The following is a 13,008-nucleotide window of genomic DNA, read 5'->3' on the forward strand; positions in this document are numbered from 1 at the left end:
GCCGCCGCGGCCACTACCTCCTGTCGTTAGCGCCGTAGAGGCGTTTGGACAGTGCGTTGGCGGCGTCCTGGTCGGGGAGGGCGCGGATGCCTACGAGGGGGGTTACCGTCACGAAGCCTTCGTGGAGGAGGGCCTCGTCGGTTCCGGCGGGTGGGTTGGGTTGTGGGGGTTGGACGGCGATCATTGGGTCGCCGTTGGGGGCGGTGGTGGCGGTTAGGCGTTCTCGGGTGATGGGGGTCAGGGTTGCGTGGCGGACGCCGGCCAGTTGGTCGAGGGGGCGGTCCGGGACGTTGAGGCTGAGGACGGAGCCGACGGGTTCGGAGGCGATCCAGGCGAGGGCTTCGGCGGCCATGGTTGCCGCGGTCGCCCAGTGCGTCGGCGCCTCGCCTTCGATGCTGACCGCGACGGCCGAGAGGCCTTGGCCGGACGCCGTCAGGGCGGCGGCGACGGTGCCGGAGTGGAAGATCGGGACGCCGATGTTGTGGCCGCGGTTGATTCCTGAGAGCACCAGGTCGGGCGCTGGGCCGAAGGCGCCGACGGTGGCCAGTGTGACCGCGAGTGCCGGTGTGCCGGCGACGCCGCGGTAGGTGACGCCGTCCTGCTCCTCGACGACGGTCCGGATCGGGCGGCCGACGACCCCGGCGCGGGCCGAGCCCACGCCGGACTGGTCGTCCAGTGGCGCGACGACGAGGACGTCGTGCCCGAGTGCGGCGATGACCGGCGCGAGCGCGCGGATGCCGGGGGCCTGGAAGCCGTCGTCGTTGGTGATCAGGATGCGCGCCATACCGTCAGCCAATCAGCCGCGATCTTCGATGTCACCCTCCGTCTCAAGCACAGCGTTCCGTAGCGTCTCGAGCGCTTCGTCGGACGGCGCCGTCCACAGCCCCCGCTGGGCGGCCTCGAGCAGCCGCTCGGCGATCCCGTGCCGCGCCCACGGGTTGGACTTGCGGAAGAACTCGGCCATCTCCGGGTTCGCGACGTACTCGGTGGTCAGCGTCTCGTACATCCAGTCGTCGACGACGCCCGCGGTCGCGTCGTACCCGAAGAGGTAGTCGACGGTCGCGGCCATCTCGAAGGCGCCCTTGTAGCCGTGCCGCCGCATCGCGGCCATCCAGCGCGGGTTCACCACGCGGGCCCGGAAGACCCGCTTGGTCTCCTCCTCCAGCGTCCGCGTCTTCACCTGCGCCGGGACGGCGGAGTCGCCGACGTAGGCCTTCGGGTTGGTCCCGGTCAGGTGCCGGACCATCGCGATCATGCCGCCGTGGTACTGGAAGTAGTCGTCGGAGTCCATGATGTCGTGCTCGCGGGTGTCCGCGTTCTTCGCGGCGACCTGGATCCGCGCGTAGGCCCGCTCCATCGACCCGCGCGCCTCGGCGCCGTCCAGGCCCTTGCCGTAGGCGTACCCGCCCCAGACCGCGTAGACCTCGGCCAGCTCGGCGTCGGTCCGCCAGTTCCGCGCGTCGACGAGCGGGAGCAGACCGGCGCCGTACGAGCCCGGCTTCGAGCCGAACACCCGCGCCGTCGACGCCCGGACGTCGTTGCCCGCGGCAACATCGGCGTCGACGTGCGCCTTCAGGTAGTTGTCCGCCGGCGGCTCGTCCAGCGCCGCGACCGCGCGGACCGCCTCGTCGAGCAGCGCGACCACGTGCGGGAACGCGTCCCGGAAGAAGCCGGAGATCCGGATCGTCACGTCGATCCGCGGCCGGCCGAGCTCCTCGAGCCCGACCACCTCGAAGCCGGTCACGCGGCGGGAGGCGTCGTCCCAGACCGGGCGGCAGCCGAGCAGCCACAGCACCTCGGCCAGGTCGTCGCCCTGCGTCCGCATCGCCGACGTCCCCCACACGGTCAGACCGACCGAGCGCGGCCACTCCCCCGTGTCAGCCTGGTGGCGCGCCAGCAGCGAATCGGCCAGCGCGACGCCGACGTCCCAGGCGTTCCGGCTCGGGATCGCCTTCGGGTCGACGGCGTAGAAGTTCCGCCCGGTCGGCAGCACGTTGACCAGACCGCGCGTCGGCGAGCCGGACGGGCCCGCCTCGACGAAGCGGCCGTCCAGCGCGCGCAGTACGTTCGTCAGCTCGTCAGTGGTCCGCGCCAGCCGCGGCACCACCTCGGTCGCGGCGAACGTCAGCGATGCCTCGACCTGCGGCGCGGGCCGGCCGAGCACCTCGCCGACCAGCACCGGCACCTTGGCCGCATCCCAGCTCACCGTGGCCAGCTCGGTGACGAGTTTGCGCGCCAGCGACTCCAGCAGGTCGACGCCGTCCGCGCCGCTGACGGCCGGCAGGTCGGCGAGCGTCGCCAGGTCGGCCAGCTCGGGGACGGCGCGGCCCGGGTCGGCCAGCAGCGCGGCCTCGTCGACTCCGAAGGTCTCGCCGAGCGCAGTCCGCAGCCCTGGGATCGAGTACGAGCCGCCCCACAGCTGCCGCGCCCGGAGGACGGCGAGCACGAGGTTGATCTGCGCCTCACCGTCCGGTGCGCCGCCGAGGACGTGCAGCCCGTCGCGGATCTGCACGTCCTTGATCTCGCACAGATAGCCGTCCAGGTGCAGGACGAACTCGTCGAAGTCGTCGTCCTCGGGCTTCTCGTCGGTGTGCAGGTCGTGGTGCAGCTGCGCGGCCTGGATCAGCGTCCAGATCTGCGCGCGCAGCGTCGGCACCTTCTCCGGGTCGAGCGCCTGAACCGTCGCGTACTCGTCGAGCAGGTACTCCAGCTTGGCCATGTCGCCGTACGTCTCGGCCCGCGCCATCGGCGGCACCAGGTGGTCGACGACGGTCGCGTGCACGCGGCGCTTGGCCTGCGTGCCCTCGCCCGGGTCGTTCACGATGAACGGGTAGACCATCGGCAGGTTCCCGAGGACGGCGTCCGGGGCGCAGTCGGCCGCCATCCCGATGCCCTTACCCGGCAGCCATTCCAGCGTGCCGTGCTTGCCGAGGTGGACGACGGCGTGCGCGCCGAACCCGCCGTCGGACTGCGCGGCCTCCAGCCACCGGTACGCCGCCAGATAGTGATGGGACGGCGCCATGTCCGGGTCGTGGTAGATCGCGACCGGGTTCTCGCCGAAACCACGCGGCGGCTGGATCATCAGGACGACGTTGCCGAACCGCAGCGCGGCCAGCGCGATCGCCGGCTCCGGCCCCGAGGTGTCGACGTACAGCGAGCCGGGCGCCTCGCCCCACGCCTCGGTCATTGCCGCCTGCAACGTTTCCGGGACGCCGCCGAACCACTGCGCGTACGTCGACAGCGGAATCTTCGCCACGGCCGTCGCGAGCTGCTCGTCGGTCAGCCAGTCGACATCGTGCCCGCCGGCCGCGATCAGCCGGTGGATCAGCCCGTCGGCGCCGTCCGCGCCCTGCAGCTCACTCAGGTCGAGGCCACCGAGGTCGTAGCCCGCCTCCGCCAGCTGCCCCAGCAGGACCACTGCGGACGCCGGGGTGTCCAGACCGACCGCGTTGCCGATCCGGGCGTGCTTGGTCGGGTACGACGACAGCACCAGCGCCAGCCGCTTCTCGGCGGCCGGAACGTGCCGCAGCCGCGCGTGCGCGACGGCGATCCCGGCCAGGCGCGCGCAGCGCTCGGCGTCCGGCGCGTACCGGGCCAGGCCGTCGGCGTCGTACGACTTGAACGAGAACGGGATGGTGATCAGGCGACCGTCGAACTCCGGGATGGCGACCTGGGTGGCAGCGTCCAGCGGGCTGATGGCCGCGTCGCTGGCCTCCCACTGCTCGCGGGTCGAGGTCAGCGCGAGGCCCTGGATCAGCGGGATGTCGAGGGACGCGAGCGCACCGGCGTCCCAGGCGTCGTCCGCACCGCCCGCGCTGGCATCAGCCGCGACCGAACCGCCCGCTGCGAGCAGTGTGGTGACCAGTACGTCGCATTTGCGCAGCAGCTCGAACAGCTCCGCGTTTTCGGCGCTGTTCGGGTCCAGACCGCGCAGCGTGCCGCAGTACACGGCCAGCGGCTGCGCACCGGCTTCTACAACCGCGGCGGCCAGCGTGTCCACGAAGGCGGTGTTTCCGGCGATCTCATGCGCCCGGTAGTAGACGATGCCCACAACTGGCCGCTCGTCCTGGACGAACGTGCCGCGGACGCCGTACGCCGGGAGCGCGCGCGGCGGGTCGAACTCGTCGCCAGTCAGCAGAATCGTGTCGCGGAGGAAGCCCGCCAGGTTCCGCAGGTTGTCGGCACCGCCCTCGCGCAGGTAGGCCAGCGCCTCGGTCACCGCACCGGCGGGCACAGTCGACAGTGACATCAGCTCGGCGTCCGGTGCGGCCTCACCACTGACCACTACGGCCGGCTTCCCGGAGGCGAGCACCGCCTCCAGCCCGTCCTCCCAGGCCCGCTTACCACCGAGCAACCGGACCACTACGACATCAGCGGCGTCCAGCAGCCCACTCAGAGCATCCAGCTCGAGCCGGGCCGGGTTCGCCACCTTCCACCCCGCACCCGCCTCCGCAGCCGCGAGCAGGTCGGTGTCGGCAGTCGAAAGCAGCAGGAGGTTCGCGGGCATGCGCGACCGGTCCTTCCTCGGGGTGTCCACGCCCCGTCCGGAGGTGCGTCGGCAGCAGTTCCTGACTCCCCGCAAAGCGGGTCACAGTGGCGGGACCGCCCCGGACTCACACCGGGTTCCTGCACAGCCGTCGCTTAACCCCTGGACTCTATCCGACCCCCTCCGTTGGCAGGATGCGGCACATATCACCCCGTGGAGGAGAGGCAGCAAACATGACATCGTGGCGGGATACGGCCTCGGAAGAGGCGCAGGAAACACTCGACGGGCTGTTCAGCACCGCGCTGGATCTCGCCGAGCAGCAGATCGGCAAGCAGGGCGGCTTCGCGCCGTTCGCGCTGCACGTCACGGCAGAGGGTGACGGATCGATCGCGATGGCCGACGAGCCCGACAGCGACAAGGCGCTGGAGGTTCTGTGGTCGGGAGCCCGCGAACAGCGCGACAAGCTGGCCGCGGTGGCTGTCGTGGTCGACGTGTCGCTACCGGACGACGGATGGGCGGACGGGATCCGGGTGGAGGCCGAGCACCGGGAGGGCGTCGCGTTGATCGTGGTGGCGCCCTATCGGCGCAAGCGGTTGCGGAGGAGCGTCGAGCTCGGACAGTTCCGCTCGGTGCCGAGTGAGCAGCGCGTCTGGTGACTCAGCTGTGCATCGCGTAGTGGGCGGCTAGGAGGTCGGTGGCCCAGTCGGACTGGTGGGAGCGCCAGACGGAGTGGATGTGGTTGGCGTCGCTCTGGGTGTTGTCGTACTCGGCCAGGAAGGTGGGGCCGGCGATCGAGTAGTAGTGGCGGTGGCCGGGGCCGGGGGTGGTTTCGCCGGCCCAGGCGAAGGTGAGGCGCTCGAGGCCGTGGTCGGTGAGGTCCTGCCAGGTTTGGAGGCCGATGGGGCCGGCGGCGCGGCCGACGTACTGGCCGATCAGGAGGCTGAACAGCTGGCGCTGTTCGGCGGTCATGTCACCGTAGGCGAGGCCCTGGTGCAGGAGCGACGGGTCGGCGACCGGGTCGTGGCGGGTGAGGATGTCGTCGGGCGCCTCCGGGGAGACGACAGCGACGGCACGTTGGCCGGAGTCGAGCGCGTTGAGCAGCTGGAAGCCCAGGTCGGTCTCGCCCGCCAGGAAGCGACGCCCGGCCTGCGGGCCGGAGCGGACCTCGGCCGGGTTCGAGCCGATGAACGACGGAGTGAACGAGATGGCGCCGTCGACGAGCGCCACGTGGACGGCGAGGTGATGCCCGTTCAGCCGCCAGGCCCAGGGCTCGAAGTCGGTCGGGTCGCCGAGGATGCGCAGGAAGTAGCGTTCGCCGAGGACAGAGCCCTGCCAGTCTCCCGACGCGGGCAGCGCCGGGATGTCGCGCAGGATCACCTCGGCGTCCAGTACGGCGAGCACATCGGCCGCACCCCGCTCGCTGAGGCCCAGCGTGATCAGCCGGAGCGCCAACTGCTGTTGCGCCGGTTCCAGCTCGGCCAGCGGTAGCCCGGGCCGGTCTCCCGGCAGGTAGGTCCACACCTGGTGGTCCGGGGTGTCGAACGGTGCCTGGAGCTTGCTGACCTGCTCCGGGCTCAGACTGCGCAGCAGGTCGATCGCCGCTTGCCGGGTCTGCTCTACAACCACGCTGCGCGCTCCAAGTCCGTGGGCTCGTATGCCGTCGACCACCGGTCGAACGGCCGGTCCAGCTTGTAACGGTAGTCCGGCTGGCGCAGCAGCACCCGGGTTTCGGCGTTCTCCGGGTTCCGCAGCGTCTCGAAGTACTTCACCGACCAGTGGAACCAGCGCATGCAGAACAACCGCATGGTCAGCCCGTGCGACACCAGCAGCACATTGCGCGGCGCGTCCGCCTGCTCGAAGTCCCGGTGCATCGTCTCCAGGAAACTCGAGACCCGGTCGTACACGTCCGACCCGGACTCGCCGTGGGTGAAGCGGTAGAAGAAATGCCCGTACGAGTCCCGCAGCCGCTCCTGGCGCTCGATGTCCTCGGTGTCCTGGAAGTTCGCCCAGTCCTGCTCCCGCAGCCGCGGCTCCTCCCGCGCGATCCCGATCAGGTCGTCGAGGTTGAGCCCCTTCAGCGTCTCCAGCGTCCGCAGGTACGGCGACACGTAGACCCGGATCGGCTCGTCCTCGAACAGCTCCCGAAGCTCACGCCCGGCCTTGGCCGCCTGCTCCCAGCCGCGCGCCGTCAACGCCACCGAGTGGTCCGGCACGCGTTCGTAGATGGACTTGTCCACGTTCGCCTCGGACTCGCCGTGCCGGATCAGCGCAATCCGCACCGGCCGCCGACTCAACCCCATGTGCGCCCCTTCCTGACTGCGGCCAGCATCGCCGCCACGCCGACCGCAGCGAACCCGACTCGCCGGGCCAGCACCGCAGTACGCCGGACGTCGCCGACAGTCGGAGTCGGACCATCGCCCAGCGTGCCCCGGTCTTCCTGATAGCTGCCGTAGCTGTTGGTGCCGCCCAGCGATAGGTCAAGCGCGCCGGCGAAGGCAGCCTCAACCGGACCGGCGTTAGGACTCGGGTGCTGCGGCGCATCCCGTTTCCAGACTCGCCGGGCCGCTGCGAAGCGCCCTGCGACCAGACCGGTCAGCACGGCACACGCCCGCGCCGGTAGTAGGTTCACCAGGTCGTCCAGTCGCGCCGACGCCCAGCCGAAGTTCGCGTACTTCGCCGACTTGTAGCCGACCATTGCGTCGAGTGTGTTGATCGCCCGGTAGGCCAGCAGCCCGGGGACGCCGAGCACACCACCCCACAGCAGCGGCGCGACACAAGCATCCGACGTGTTCTCGGCGATCGACTCAACGGTCGCCCGTGCCAGCTCGTCGGCCTCCAGTTCGCTGGCGTCACGGGCGCACAGATGACTGAGCCGCCGACGAGCGCCTGGAATGTCTTTCTCGTCCAGGAGCCCGGCCATGGTCTCCGCCTCCCGCTCCAGGCTGCGGGCGCCGAGCACAGTCCAGGTCGCGGCCGCGGTGACAAGCGTGTGCGCGATCGGCCGGTCCCGGGTCAGCCGCTCTGCGACCACACCGACGACAGCCGTCGTCCCGACCAGCGCAGCCGTGTACGCCGCCCCGGCCGTGCGGGTGTCGGCGTACAGCTTCGGCTCGAGCCGGGACGCCGCCTGGCCGAATCCGGCGACCGGGTGGAACCGCCGCGGATCACCGAGAACCCGGTCGGCGGCGAAGCCGAGCAGCAACCCGAAAGTTGTGGACACCCTGGCAAGTCTGCCAGGAAAGATATGTGCGAGGGTGACGGGTATGGGTATCGCGGAACTGCTCCACGCGGTCGACGGGAGCGGCGAGTTCGGGGTGTGGCTGGGCGGGTTGGACGGCAAACCGGTCTTCGAACACCGGGCCGATCGCACGCACTACTCGGCCAGCACGATGAAACTGCCGGTCGCGATGGCTCTGCAGCGCCAGGTCGCCGCGGGCTCGCTGACGCTGGACCAGCCGGTCACCGTGCACAACGACTTCGCGTCCGCGGCCGGCGGCCGCTTCGGCGTGAACCCGGCCGAGGACGAGGCTCCGGCGACCTGGAGCCGGATGGGGACCGACGTCCCGCTCGGCTGGCTCGTCACCGAGATGATCACGCTGTCCAGCAATCTCGCGACCGACCTGGTCCTCGAACGCGTCGGCATCGCCCAGGCGAACGCCGTCCTGGCCGAGTACGGCGACGGCCGCAGCGCGATCCGGCGCGGGATCGACGACAGCGCCGCCCAGGCGGCCGGGATCAGCAACGAGATGAGCCCGGCCGGGCTCGCCGGCGTCCTCGTCGCGGTCGGCAACCAGGAGGAGCCGTACCTGCGCGACCTGCTCGCGGCCAACCAGTGGAACGGCGAGATCCCGGCCCGGCTCCCGGCCGGCACCCGCGTCGAGCACAAGAACGGCTGGGACGTCCGGATCCGGCATGACGGCGGCGTCGTCCGGCCGCCGGACGCGGAGCCGTTCGTCCTGGTGGTCTGTACGACGTCCGACCTTCCGGACGCGCGCGCCCAGCAGCTGATCGCGGAAATCGCGCTGGTCGCCTGGGAACACCGGCACGACCTGGGAGCGATCGGATGAAGCTCACCACCCACCTGATCTCCGCTCCCCTGCACACCCCGTTCGTGACCGCCCTGCGCACAGCAACGCACGCCGACTCGCTACTGGTCGAGCTCAGCGACGGCTCGCTGAGCGGCTGGGGCGAGGCGCCGCAGGTCTGGAAGGTGACCGGCGAGTCGCTGGCCGGTGCGCAGGCGTGTATCGAAGGCCCGATCGCGACCGCGCTGACCGGTCTCGGCCCGGACGACCTCACCGAAGCCCTGCGCCGGGTCCAGGACGCCGCCACCGGCAACTTCGGCGCCAAGGCCGCCGTCGACATCGCGCTGCACGACCTCGCCGCCCGTCGGCACGGGGTCAGCCTGCACGGCTTCCTCGGCTCGACGGTCGACACCGTGCAGACCGATGTCACGCTGTCGGTCGGCGAGCCGGACGCGCTCGCCGCGGCCGCGACCGCACGGGTGGCCGACGGGTTCGGCGTCCTCAAACTGAAGGTCGGTACAGACGCCGTCGCGGACGTCGAGCGCGTCCGTCGGGTCCGGGCCGCGATCGGCCCCGGGCCGCGCCTGCGGCTGGACGCCAATCAGGGCTGGTCGCGGCGGGACGCGGTGACCGCGATCCGCGCGCTGGAGGACTGCGACCTCGAGCTGGTCGAGCAGCCGGTCGCCGCCGCGGACTTGGAGGGGATGGCGTGGGTGACCGACCGGGTCGGGACGCCGATCCTCGCCGATGAGTCCGTGTACGGCGTCCGCGATCTGGTGGCCGTGATCCGGCTCGGCGCGGCCGACCTGGTGAACGTGAAGCTGGCGAAGTGCGGTGGCCTGGCGACCGCACGGACCCTGCTCGAGCTGGCTCGCGCGCACGGCATCCGGACGATCGTCGGCTCGATGATGGAGAGCCACGTCGGCGTCGGCGCGGCCGCCGCGCTGGTGGCGGCGTACCCGACGTCCGCGGTGAACGACCTGGACGCCGCGTGGTGGCTCCGCGAGTCGCCGGTGGCCGGCGGGATCCGGTACGACGGCGCGCTGATCCGGTTGCCGTTTGAGCCGGGCCTCGGCGTGACAGGCTTGAGCGCATGAAGCTTGTCGCCGCCAAGGTCCCGATCAGCACCGTGTGGACCGCGCCGGACGCGCCTCGCGACGTCGACGCACCAGCCACCGCCACGCAGCCCGACGTCCCGGGCTGGGCCGCCTCCATGGACACCGAGAGCCGCCTGGGCCTGCACGGGCGGACGCTGACGCAGTTGCTGTTCGCGGAGCCGGTCCTGGTCCGGTCGGAGCGGGACGGCTGGTCCGAGATCCTCGCACCGTGGCAGCCGTCGTCCGCCGATCCGCTCGGCTACCCGGGGTGGGTGCCGTCGAGTCACCTGGGCGAGCTGCCGGGCAGTGCGACCGATCCGGTCGCGATCACGGTCCCAAGCGCTCCGTTGCTGGCTGAGCCCGCGGCAGGCGCTCCCGTGCTGACGCTGTCGTTCGGGACCGTGCTGGCCTCCGTCGAACGCGACAAGGGCTACACCCGGGTCGCCACGCCGGACGGCGGCAGCGGCTGGCTCCCGGACCACGTCCTACGCATCGCCTCGGAGCCGTCGACCCCCGACGACCGGCTGCGGCTCGGCCGGCTGTTCCTGGGCCTCGAGTACCTGTGGGGCGGGACGTCGGCGTACGGGCTGGACTGCTCAGGTCTGACGCACACGGTCAGCCGGGTGCTGGGGATGCGCATCCCGCGGGACGCGCACGACCAGGCCGACACGCTCCTGAACATCCCGATCGACGATGCCGAACCCGGCGACCTGTACTTCTTCGCGCGGCCCGGCAAGGTGGTGCATCACGTCGGGTTCGTCTCCCCCACCGGGATGCTGCACGCCTCCGAGACCGGCAAGCGGCTGGAGGACGAGCCGATCCCGGCCGACCGCCGCGCCACCCTGGTCAAGGCCGCCCAGCTGGCATGACAACGGCCCGGATCCTGAGCAGGATCCGGGCCGTTACCGGCTGACTCAAGCCTTCTTGGCGTCCGACTCCTCGGGCTCCGGGACGACGTCCTGGACCGGCTCCTCGGTCACCATGTTGCGCGACTTGGCCAGGCTGGCCACGGTCGTGATGCCGAGGGTGATGATGATGAAGCCCAGCGAGAACCAGATCGGGATCTCCGGGGCCCACTCGATGTGGTGACCGCCGTTGATGAACGGCAGCTCGTTGACGTGCATCGCGTGCAGGACCAGCTTCACGCCGATGAAGGCGAGCACGACCGACAGACCGATCGACAGGTAGATCAGGCGCTTGAGCAGGTCGCCGAGCAGGAAGTACAGCTGGCGCAGACCCATCAGCGCGAACACGTTGGCGGTGAAGACCAGGAACGGCTCCTGGGTCAGGCCGTAGATCGCGGGGATCGAGTCCAGCGCGAAGAGCAGGTCGGTGGTGCCGAGCGCGATGATCACGATCGCCATCGGGGTGACGAGCCGCTTGCCGTTCTTGATGACGGTGAGCTTGACGCCGTTGTACTCGTCGGTCGCGTTCAGCCGCTTCTTCGCGAACCGGATGACCGCGTTCTCCTTGTAGTCGTCATCGTCGTTCTCGCCCTGAGAGGCCAGGTGGATCGCGGTGTAGACCAGGAACGCGCCGAACAGGTAGAAGACCCAGGAGAACTCGTTGATCGCCGCGGCGCCGACCGCGATGAAGATCCCGCGGAAGACGAGCGCCAGGATGATGCCGATGAGCAGCGCCGTCTGCTGATACTTCCGTGGTACGGCGAACCTCGACATGATGATCAGGAAGATGAAGAGGTTGTCGACGCTCAGGCTGTACTCGGTCAGCCAGCCGGCGAAGAACTGGCCCGCGTACTCACCGCCCGAGAACACCCAGACGCCGAGCCCGAAGACGACCGCGAGCCCGACGTAGAACGCGATCGCGGTCGCGGACTCCCGGGTGGTGGGTTCGTGCGGGCGGCGTCCGATGATGAACACGTCGAATGTCAGCAGCGCGAGCAGCACGCCGACAGTGATGTACCAAACGTAGTCAGCAACGTGCACAGAAACCTCCGGAGTCCAAATGAGTCAGCCACTCCGAAGGTCTCTTCCGCCGACCACCTGGCCGACCGGGGGCACCGGGCGTGGGACCGAACCCACAGACCGTGATGACGATGCCGCCGCGAAGGAATACTCCCCTTCTCCTCGACCATTCTGACGGCTCTGTATGCAATCCGCCAAATCCGGGACGCCGTGTCCACCTGTCGAAATCATCACAGCCCGGCCAGGGAATAGTCACGCCCCGTGATCGGTTGCCAGTGATCACGGGTTCACGCCGGCGCCCCGGAGTCCGCATGCCCACCCCGGTACCCACTCCTAGGGGACGCTGTAACCGCCGTCCGCGACGATGACGGCGCCGGTCACGAAACTCGACCTCGGCGACGCCAGGAACAGGACCACCTCGGCGATCTCCTCCGGTGTGCCGACCCGCCCCAGAGGAGCCGGCGCGCTCGTCAGCTGGAGAACCTCCTCCGGGACCATCGCGAGCAGCGCGTCGGTCCGGACGCCGCCGGCGCAGACCGCGTTCACCCGGATACCGGAAGGGCCGAACTCGACCGCCCACGAGCGGGTCATCGACTCCAGCGCCGCCTTGGTCCCGCTGTAGGCGGCCGCGACCGGCATCCCGATCCGAGCGCCGATGGACGACGTGTTCACGATGACGCCACCACCGGACGACGCCATCCGGGGTGCAATGGCCGCGGTCAAGAAGTAGGCGCTGCGCAGGTTGACGTCGTAGATGCGCTGGAACTCGTCGGGTGTCACGGCCGCGGTCGGGACCATCGGGTAGAAGCCCGCGTTGTTGGCCAGGACGTCCACCTCCCCGACCGTCTGTGCCAACCGCTGCACCTCGGCGAGCTCGCTCAGGTCCGCCTGGACGAACGTCGCTTTGCCACCGCTTCCGGTGATGAGCTCAACGGTCTCTGCCCCCTGCTCCGCACGCCGGCCGGTGACCACGACCTCAGCCCCAGCCGCCGCGAAGCTCTGCGCGATAGCGCGCCCGATTCCCGATGTCGCGCCGGTCACGAGTGCCCGGCGTCCCCCCAAATCTTCTGTTCTCATCGCCCGAGATTACGAGGCGGCCGGCCACCGCGCCCCGACCCGCCGACCGCTGCCGACGAACTGCTCAGAACCCACCCCGCCAAAAGGCTGTGGATATGCCAAGGGCCACCCCTCACGGGGTGGCCCTTAACAGTGTGAAAGTCCGGCGGCGTCCTACTCTCCCACGACCTCCCGATCGCAGTACCATCGGCGCTGAAGGGCTTAACTTCCAGGTTCGGAATGGAGACTGGGTGTTTCCCCAACGCTATGACCACCGAAACAACTATGAAAATATCAACAACCACCAACACCACAGTGCGGGGTTCCTGTTCATATTCTCTGAACCGTACAGTGAACGCGAGTTACTTCGTAGCGCAGTCAGGTCTGTTGCCAACAATGTTGGTATGAGACAAGCCCTC

The 13,008-nt window shown here is 70.0% G+C and carries 11 protein-coding genes, 1 rRNA gene and 1 riboswitch; of the genes, 4 read left to right on the forward strand and 8 right to left on the reverse strand.

Annotated features, from left to right (window positions below; translation table 11 throughout):
* Positions 1-13 precede the first annotated feature (13 nt).
* Both surE and cobN read right to left on the reverse strand, forming a co-directional pair.
* A complete protein-coding gene (gene surE / locus ACZ6ZD_RS31035; RefSeq protein WP_465677461.1) occupies positions 14-784 on the reverse strand; it encodes a 5'/3'-nucleotidase SurE in 771 nt (256 codons plus the stop codon).
* Between the two features lie 12 nt (positions 785-796).
* The gene (cobN, locus tag ACZ6ZD_RS31040; RefSeq protein ID WP_465677462.1) at positions 797-4,507 is read right to left on the reverse strand and encodes a cobaltochelatase subunit CobN; all 3,711 of its coding nucleotides are present in this window, start codon (positions 4,505-4,507) and stop codon (positions 797-799) included.
* A gap of 55 nt (positions 4,508-4,562) precedes the next feature.
* Positions 4,563-4,629, reverse strand: a riboswitch (cobalamin riboswitch).
* A gap of 90 nt (positions 4,630-4,719) precedes the next feature.
* On the opposite strand from cobN, the gene ACZ6ZD_RS31045 reads away from it, so the two are divergent.
* Positions 4,720-5,142, forward strand: coding sequence for a hypothetical protein (locus ACZ6ZD_RS31045; protein ID WP_465677463.1), 423 nt, complete (start codon positions 4,720-4,722; stop codon positions 5,140-5,142).
* 1 nt (position 5,143) lies between these two features.
* Here ACZ6ZD_RS31045 and ACZ6ZD_RS31050 read toward each other — a convergent pair whose 3' ends face one another.
* From ACZ6ZD_RS31050 to ACZ6ZD_RS31060, 3 genes are read right to left on the reverse strand one after another with little or no spacing between them, the layout of a single operon-like run.
* Positions 5,144-6,112 carry a DUF3500 domain-containing protein gene (locus ACZ6ZD_RS31050; RefSeq protein ID WP_465677464.1) on the reverse strand — a complete coding sequence of 323 codons (969 nt, stop codon included), beginning with the start codon at positions 6,110-6,112 and terminating at the stop codon, positions 5,144-5,146.
* Positions 6,103-6,786: a phosphoglycerate mutase family protein gene (locus tag ACZ6ZD_RS31055; protein ID WP_465677465.1), complete on the reverse strand. Its 684-nt coding sequence runs from the start codon at positions 6,784-6,786 to the stop codon at positions 6,103-6,105. The genes ACZ6ZD_RS31050 and ACZ6ZD_RS31055 overlap by 10 nt, the downstream gene beginning before the upstream one ends.
* Positions 6,777-7,706, reverse strand: coding sequence for a cobalamin biosynthesis protein (locus ACZ6ZD_RS31060; RefSeq protein ID WP_465677466.1), 930 nt, complete (start codon positions 7,704-7,706; stop codon positions 6,777-6,779). Before ACZ6ZD_RS31060 ends, ACZ6ZD_RS31055 begins: the two co-directional genes overlap by 10 nt.
* A 43-nt stretch (positions 7,707-7,749) precedes the next feature.
* On the opposite strand from ACZ6ZD_RS31060, the gene ACZ6ZD_RS31065 reads away from it, so the two are divergent.
* From ACZ6ZD_RS31065 to ACZ6ZD_RS31075, 3 genes are read left to right on the forward strand one after another with little or no spacing between them, the layout of a single operon-like run.
* Positions 7,750-8,553, forward strand: coding sequence for a serine hydrolase (locus ACZ6ZD_RS31065; RefSeq protein WP_465677467.1), 804 nt, complete (start codon positions 7,750-7,752; stop codon positions 8,551-8,553).
* Positions 8,550-9,608, forward strand: coding sequence for a mandelate racemase/muconate lactonizing enzyme family protein (locus ACZ6ZD_RS31070; RefSeq protein WP_465677468.1), 1,059 nt, complete (start codon positions 8,550-8,552; stop codon positions 9,606-9,608). Before ACZ6ZD_RS31065 ends, ACZ6ZD_RS31070 begins: the two co-directional genes overlap by 4 nt.
* The gene (locus ACZ6ZD_RS31075; protein WP_465677469.1) at positions 9,605-10,477 is read left to right on the forward strand and encodes a C40 family peptidase; all 873 of its coding nucleotides are present in this window, start codon (positions 9,605-9,607) and stop codon (positions 10,475-10,477) included. Before ACZ6ZD_RS31070 ends, ACZ6ZD_RS31075 begins: the two co-directional genes overlap by 4 nt.
* Before the next feature lie 45 nt (positions 10,478-10,522).
* Here ACZ6ZD_RS31075 and ACZ6ZD_RS31080 read toward each other — a convergent pair whose 3' ends face one another.
* The 3 genes from ACZ6ZD_RS31080 to rrf form a co-directional block, all read right to left on the reverse strand.
* On the reverse strand, positions 10,523-11,554 hold the full coding sequence (locus tag ACZ6ZD_RS31080; protein WP_465677470.1) for a TerC family protein: 1,032 nt from the start codon (positions 11,552-11,554) through the stop codon (positions 10,523-10,525).
* A 312-nt stretch (positions 11,555-11,866) separates the two neighbouring features.
* On the reverse strand, positions 11,867-12,610 hold the full coding sequence (locus tag ACZ6ZD_RS31085) for an SDR family NAD(P)-dependent oxidoreductase (protein WP_465677471.1): 744 nt from the start codon (positions 12,608-12,610) through the stop codon (positions 11,867-11,869).
* 140 nt (positions 12,611-12,750) lie between these two features.
* Positions 12,751-12,868: ribosomal RNA gene (gene rrf / locus ACZ6ZD_RS31090) — 5S ribosomal RNA — on the reverse strand.
* Positions 12,869-13,008 lie beyond the last annotated feature (140 nt).

The organism is Kribbella sp. NPDC104218, from assembly GCF_055584105.1.

Excerpts from the sequence above, each read along its gene's own strand:
- surE (WP_465677461.1), bottom strand. The coding sequence starts at position 784 with ATGGCGCGCATCCTGATCACCAACGACGACGGCTTCCAGGCCCCCGGC.
- cobN (WP_465677462.1), bottom strand. The coding sequence starts at position 4,507 with ATGCCCGCGAACCTCCTGCTGCTTTCGACTGCCGACACCGACCTGCTC.
- ACZ6ZD_RS31045 (WP_465677463.1), top strand. The coding sequence starts at position 4,720 with ATGACATCGTGGCGGGATACGGCCTCGGAAGAGGCGCAGGAAACACTC.
- ACZ6ZD_RS31055 (WP_465677465.1), bottom strand. The coding sequence starts at position 6,786 with ATGGGGTTGAGTCGGCGGCCGGTGCGGATTGCGCTGATCCGGCACGGC.
- ACZ6ZD_RS31065 (WP_465677467.1), top strand. The coding sequence starts at position 7,750 with ATGGGTATCGCGGAACTGCTCCACGCGGTCGACGGGAGCGGCGAGTTC.
- ACZ6ZD_RS31070 (WP_465677468.1), top strand. The coding sequence starts at position 8,550 with ATGAAGCTCACCACCCACCTGATCTCCGCTCCCCTGCACACCCCGTTC.
- ACZ6ZD_RS31075 (WP_465677469.1), top strand. The coding sequence starts at position 9,605 with ATGAAGCTTGTCGCCGCCAAGGTCCCGATCAGCACCGTGTGGACCGCG.
- ACZ6ZD_RS31085 (WP_465677471.1), bottom strand. The coding sequence starts at position 12,610 with ATGAGAACAGAAGATTTGGGGGGACGCCGGGCACTCGTGACCGGCGCG.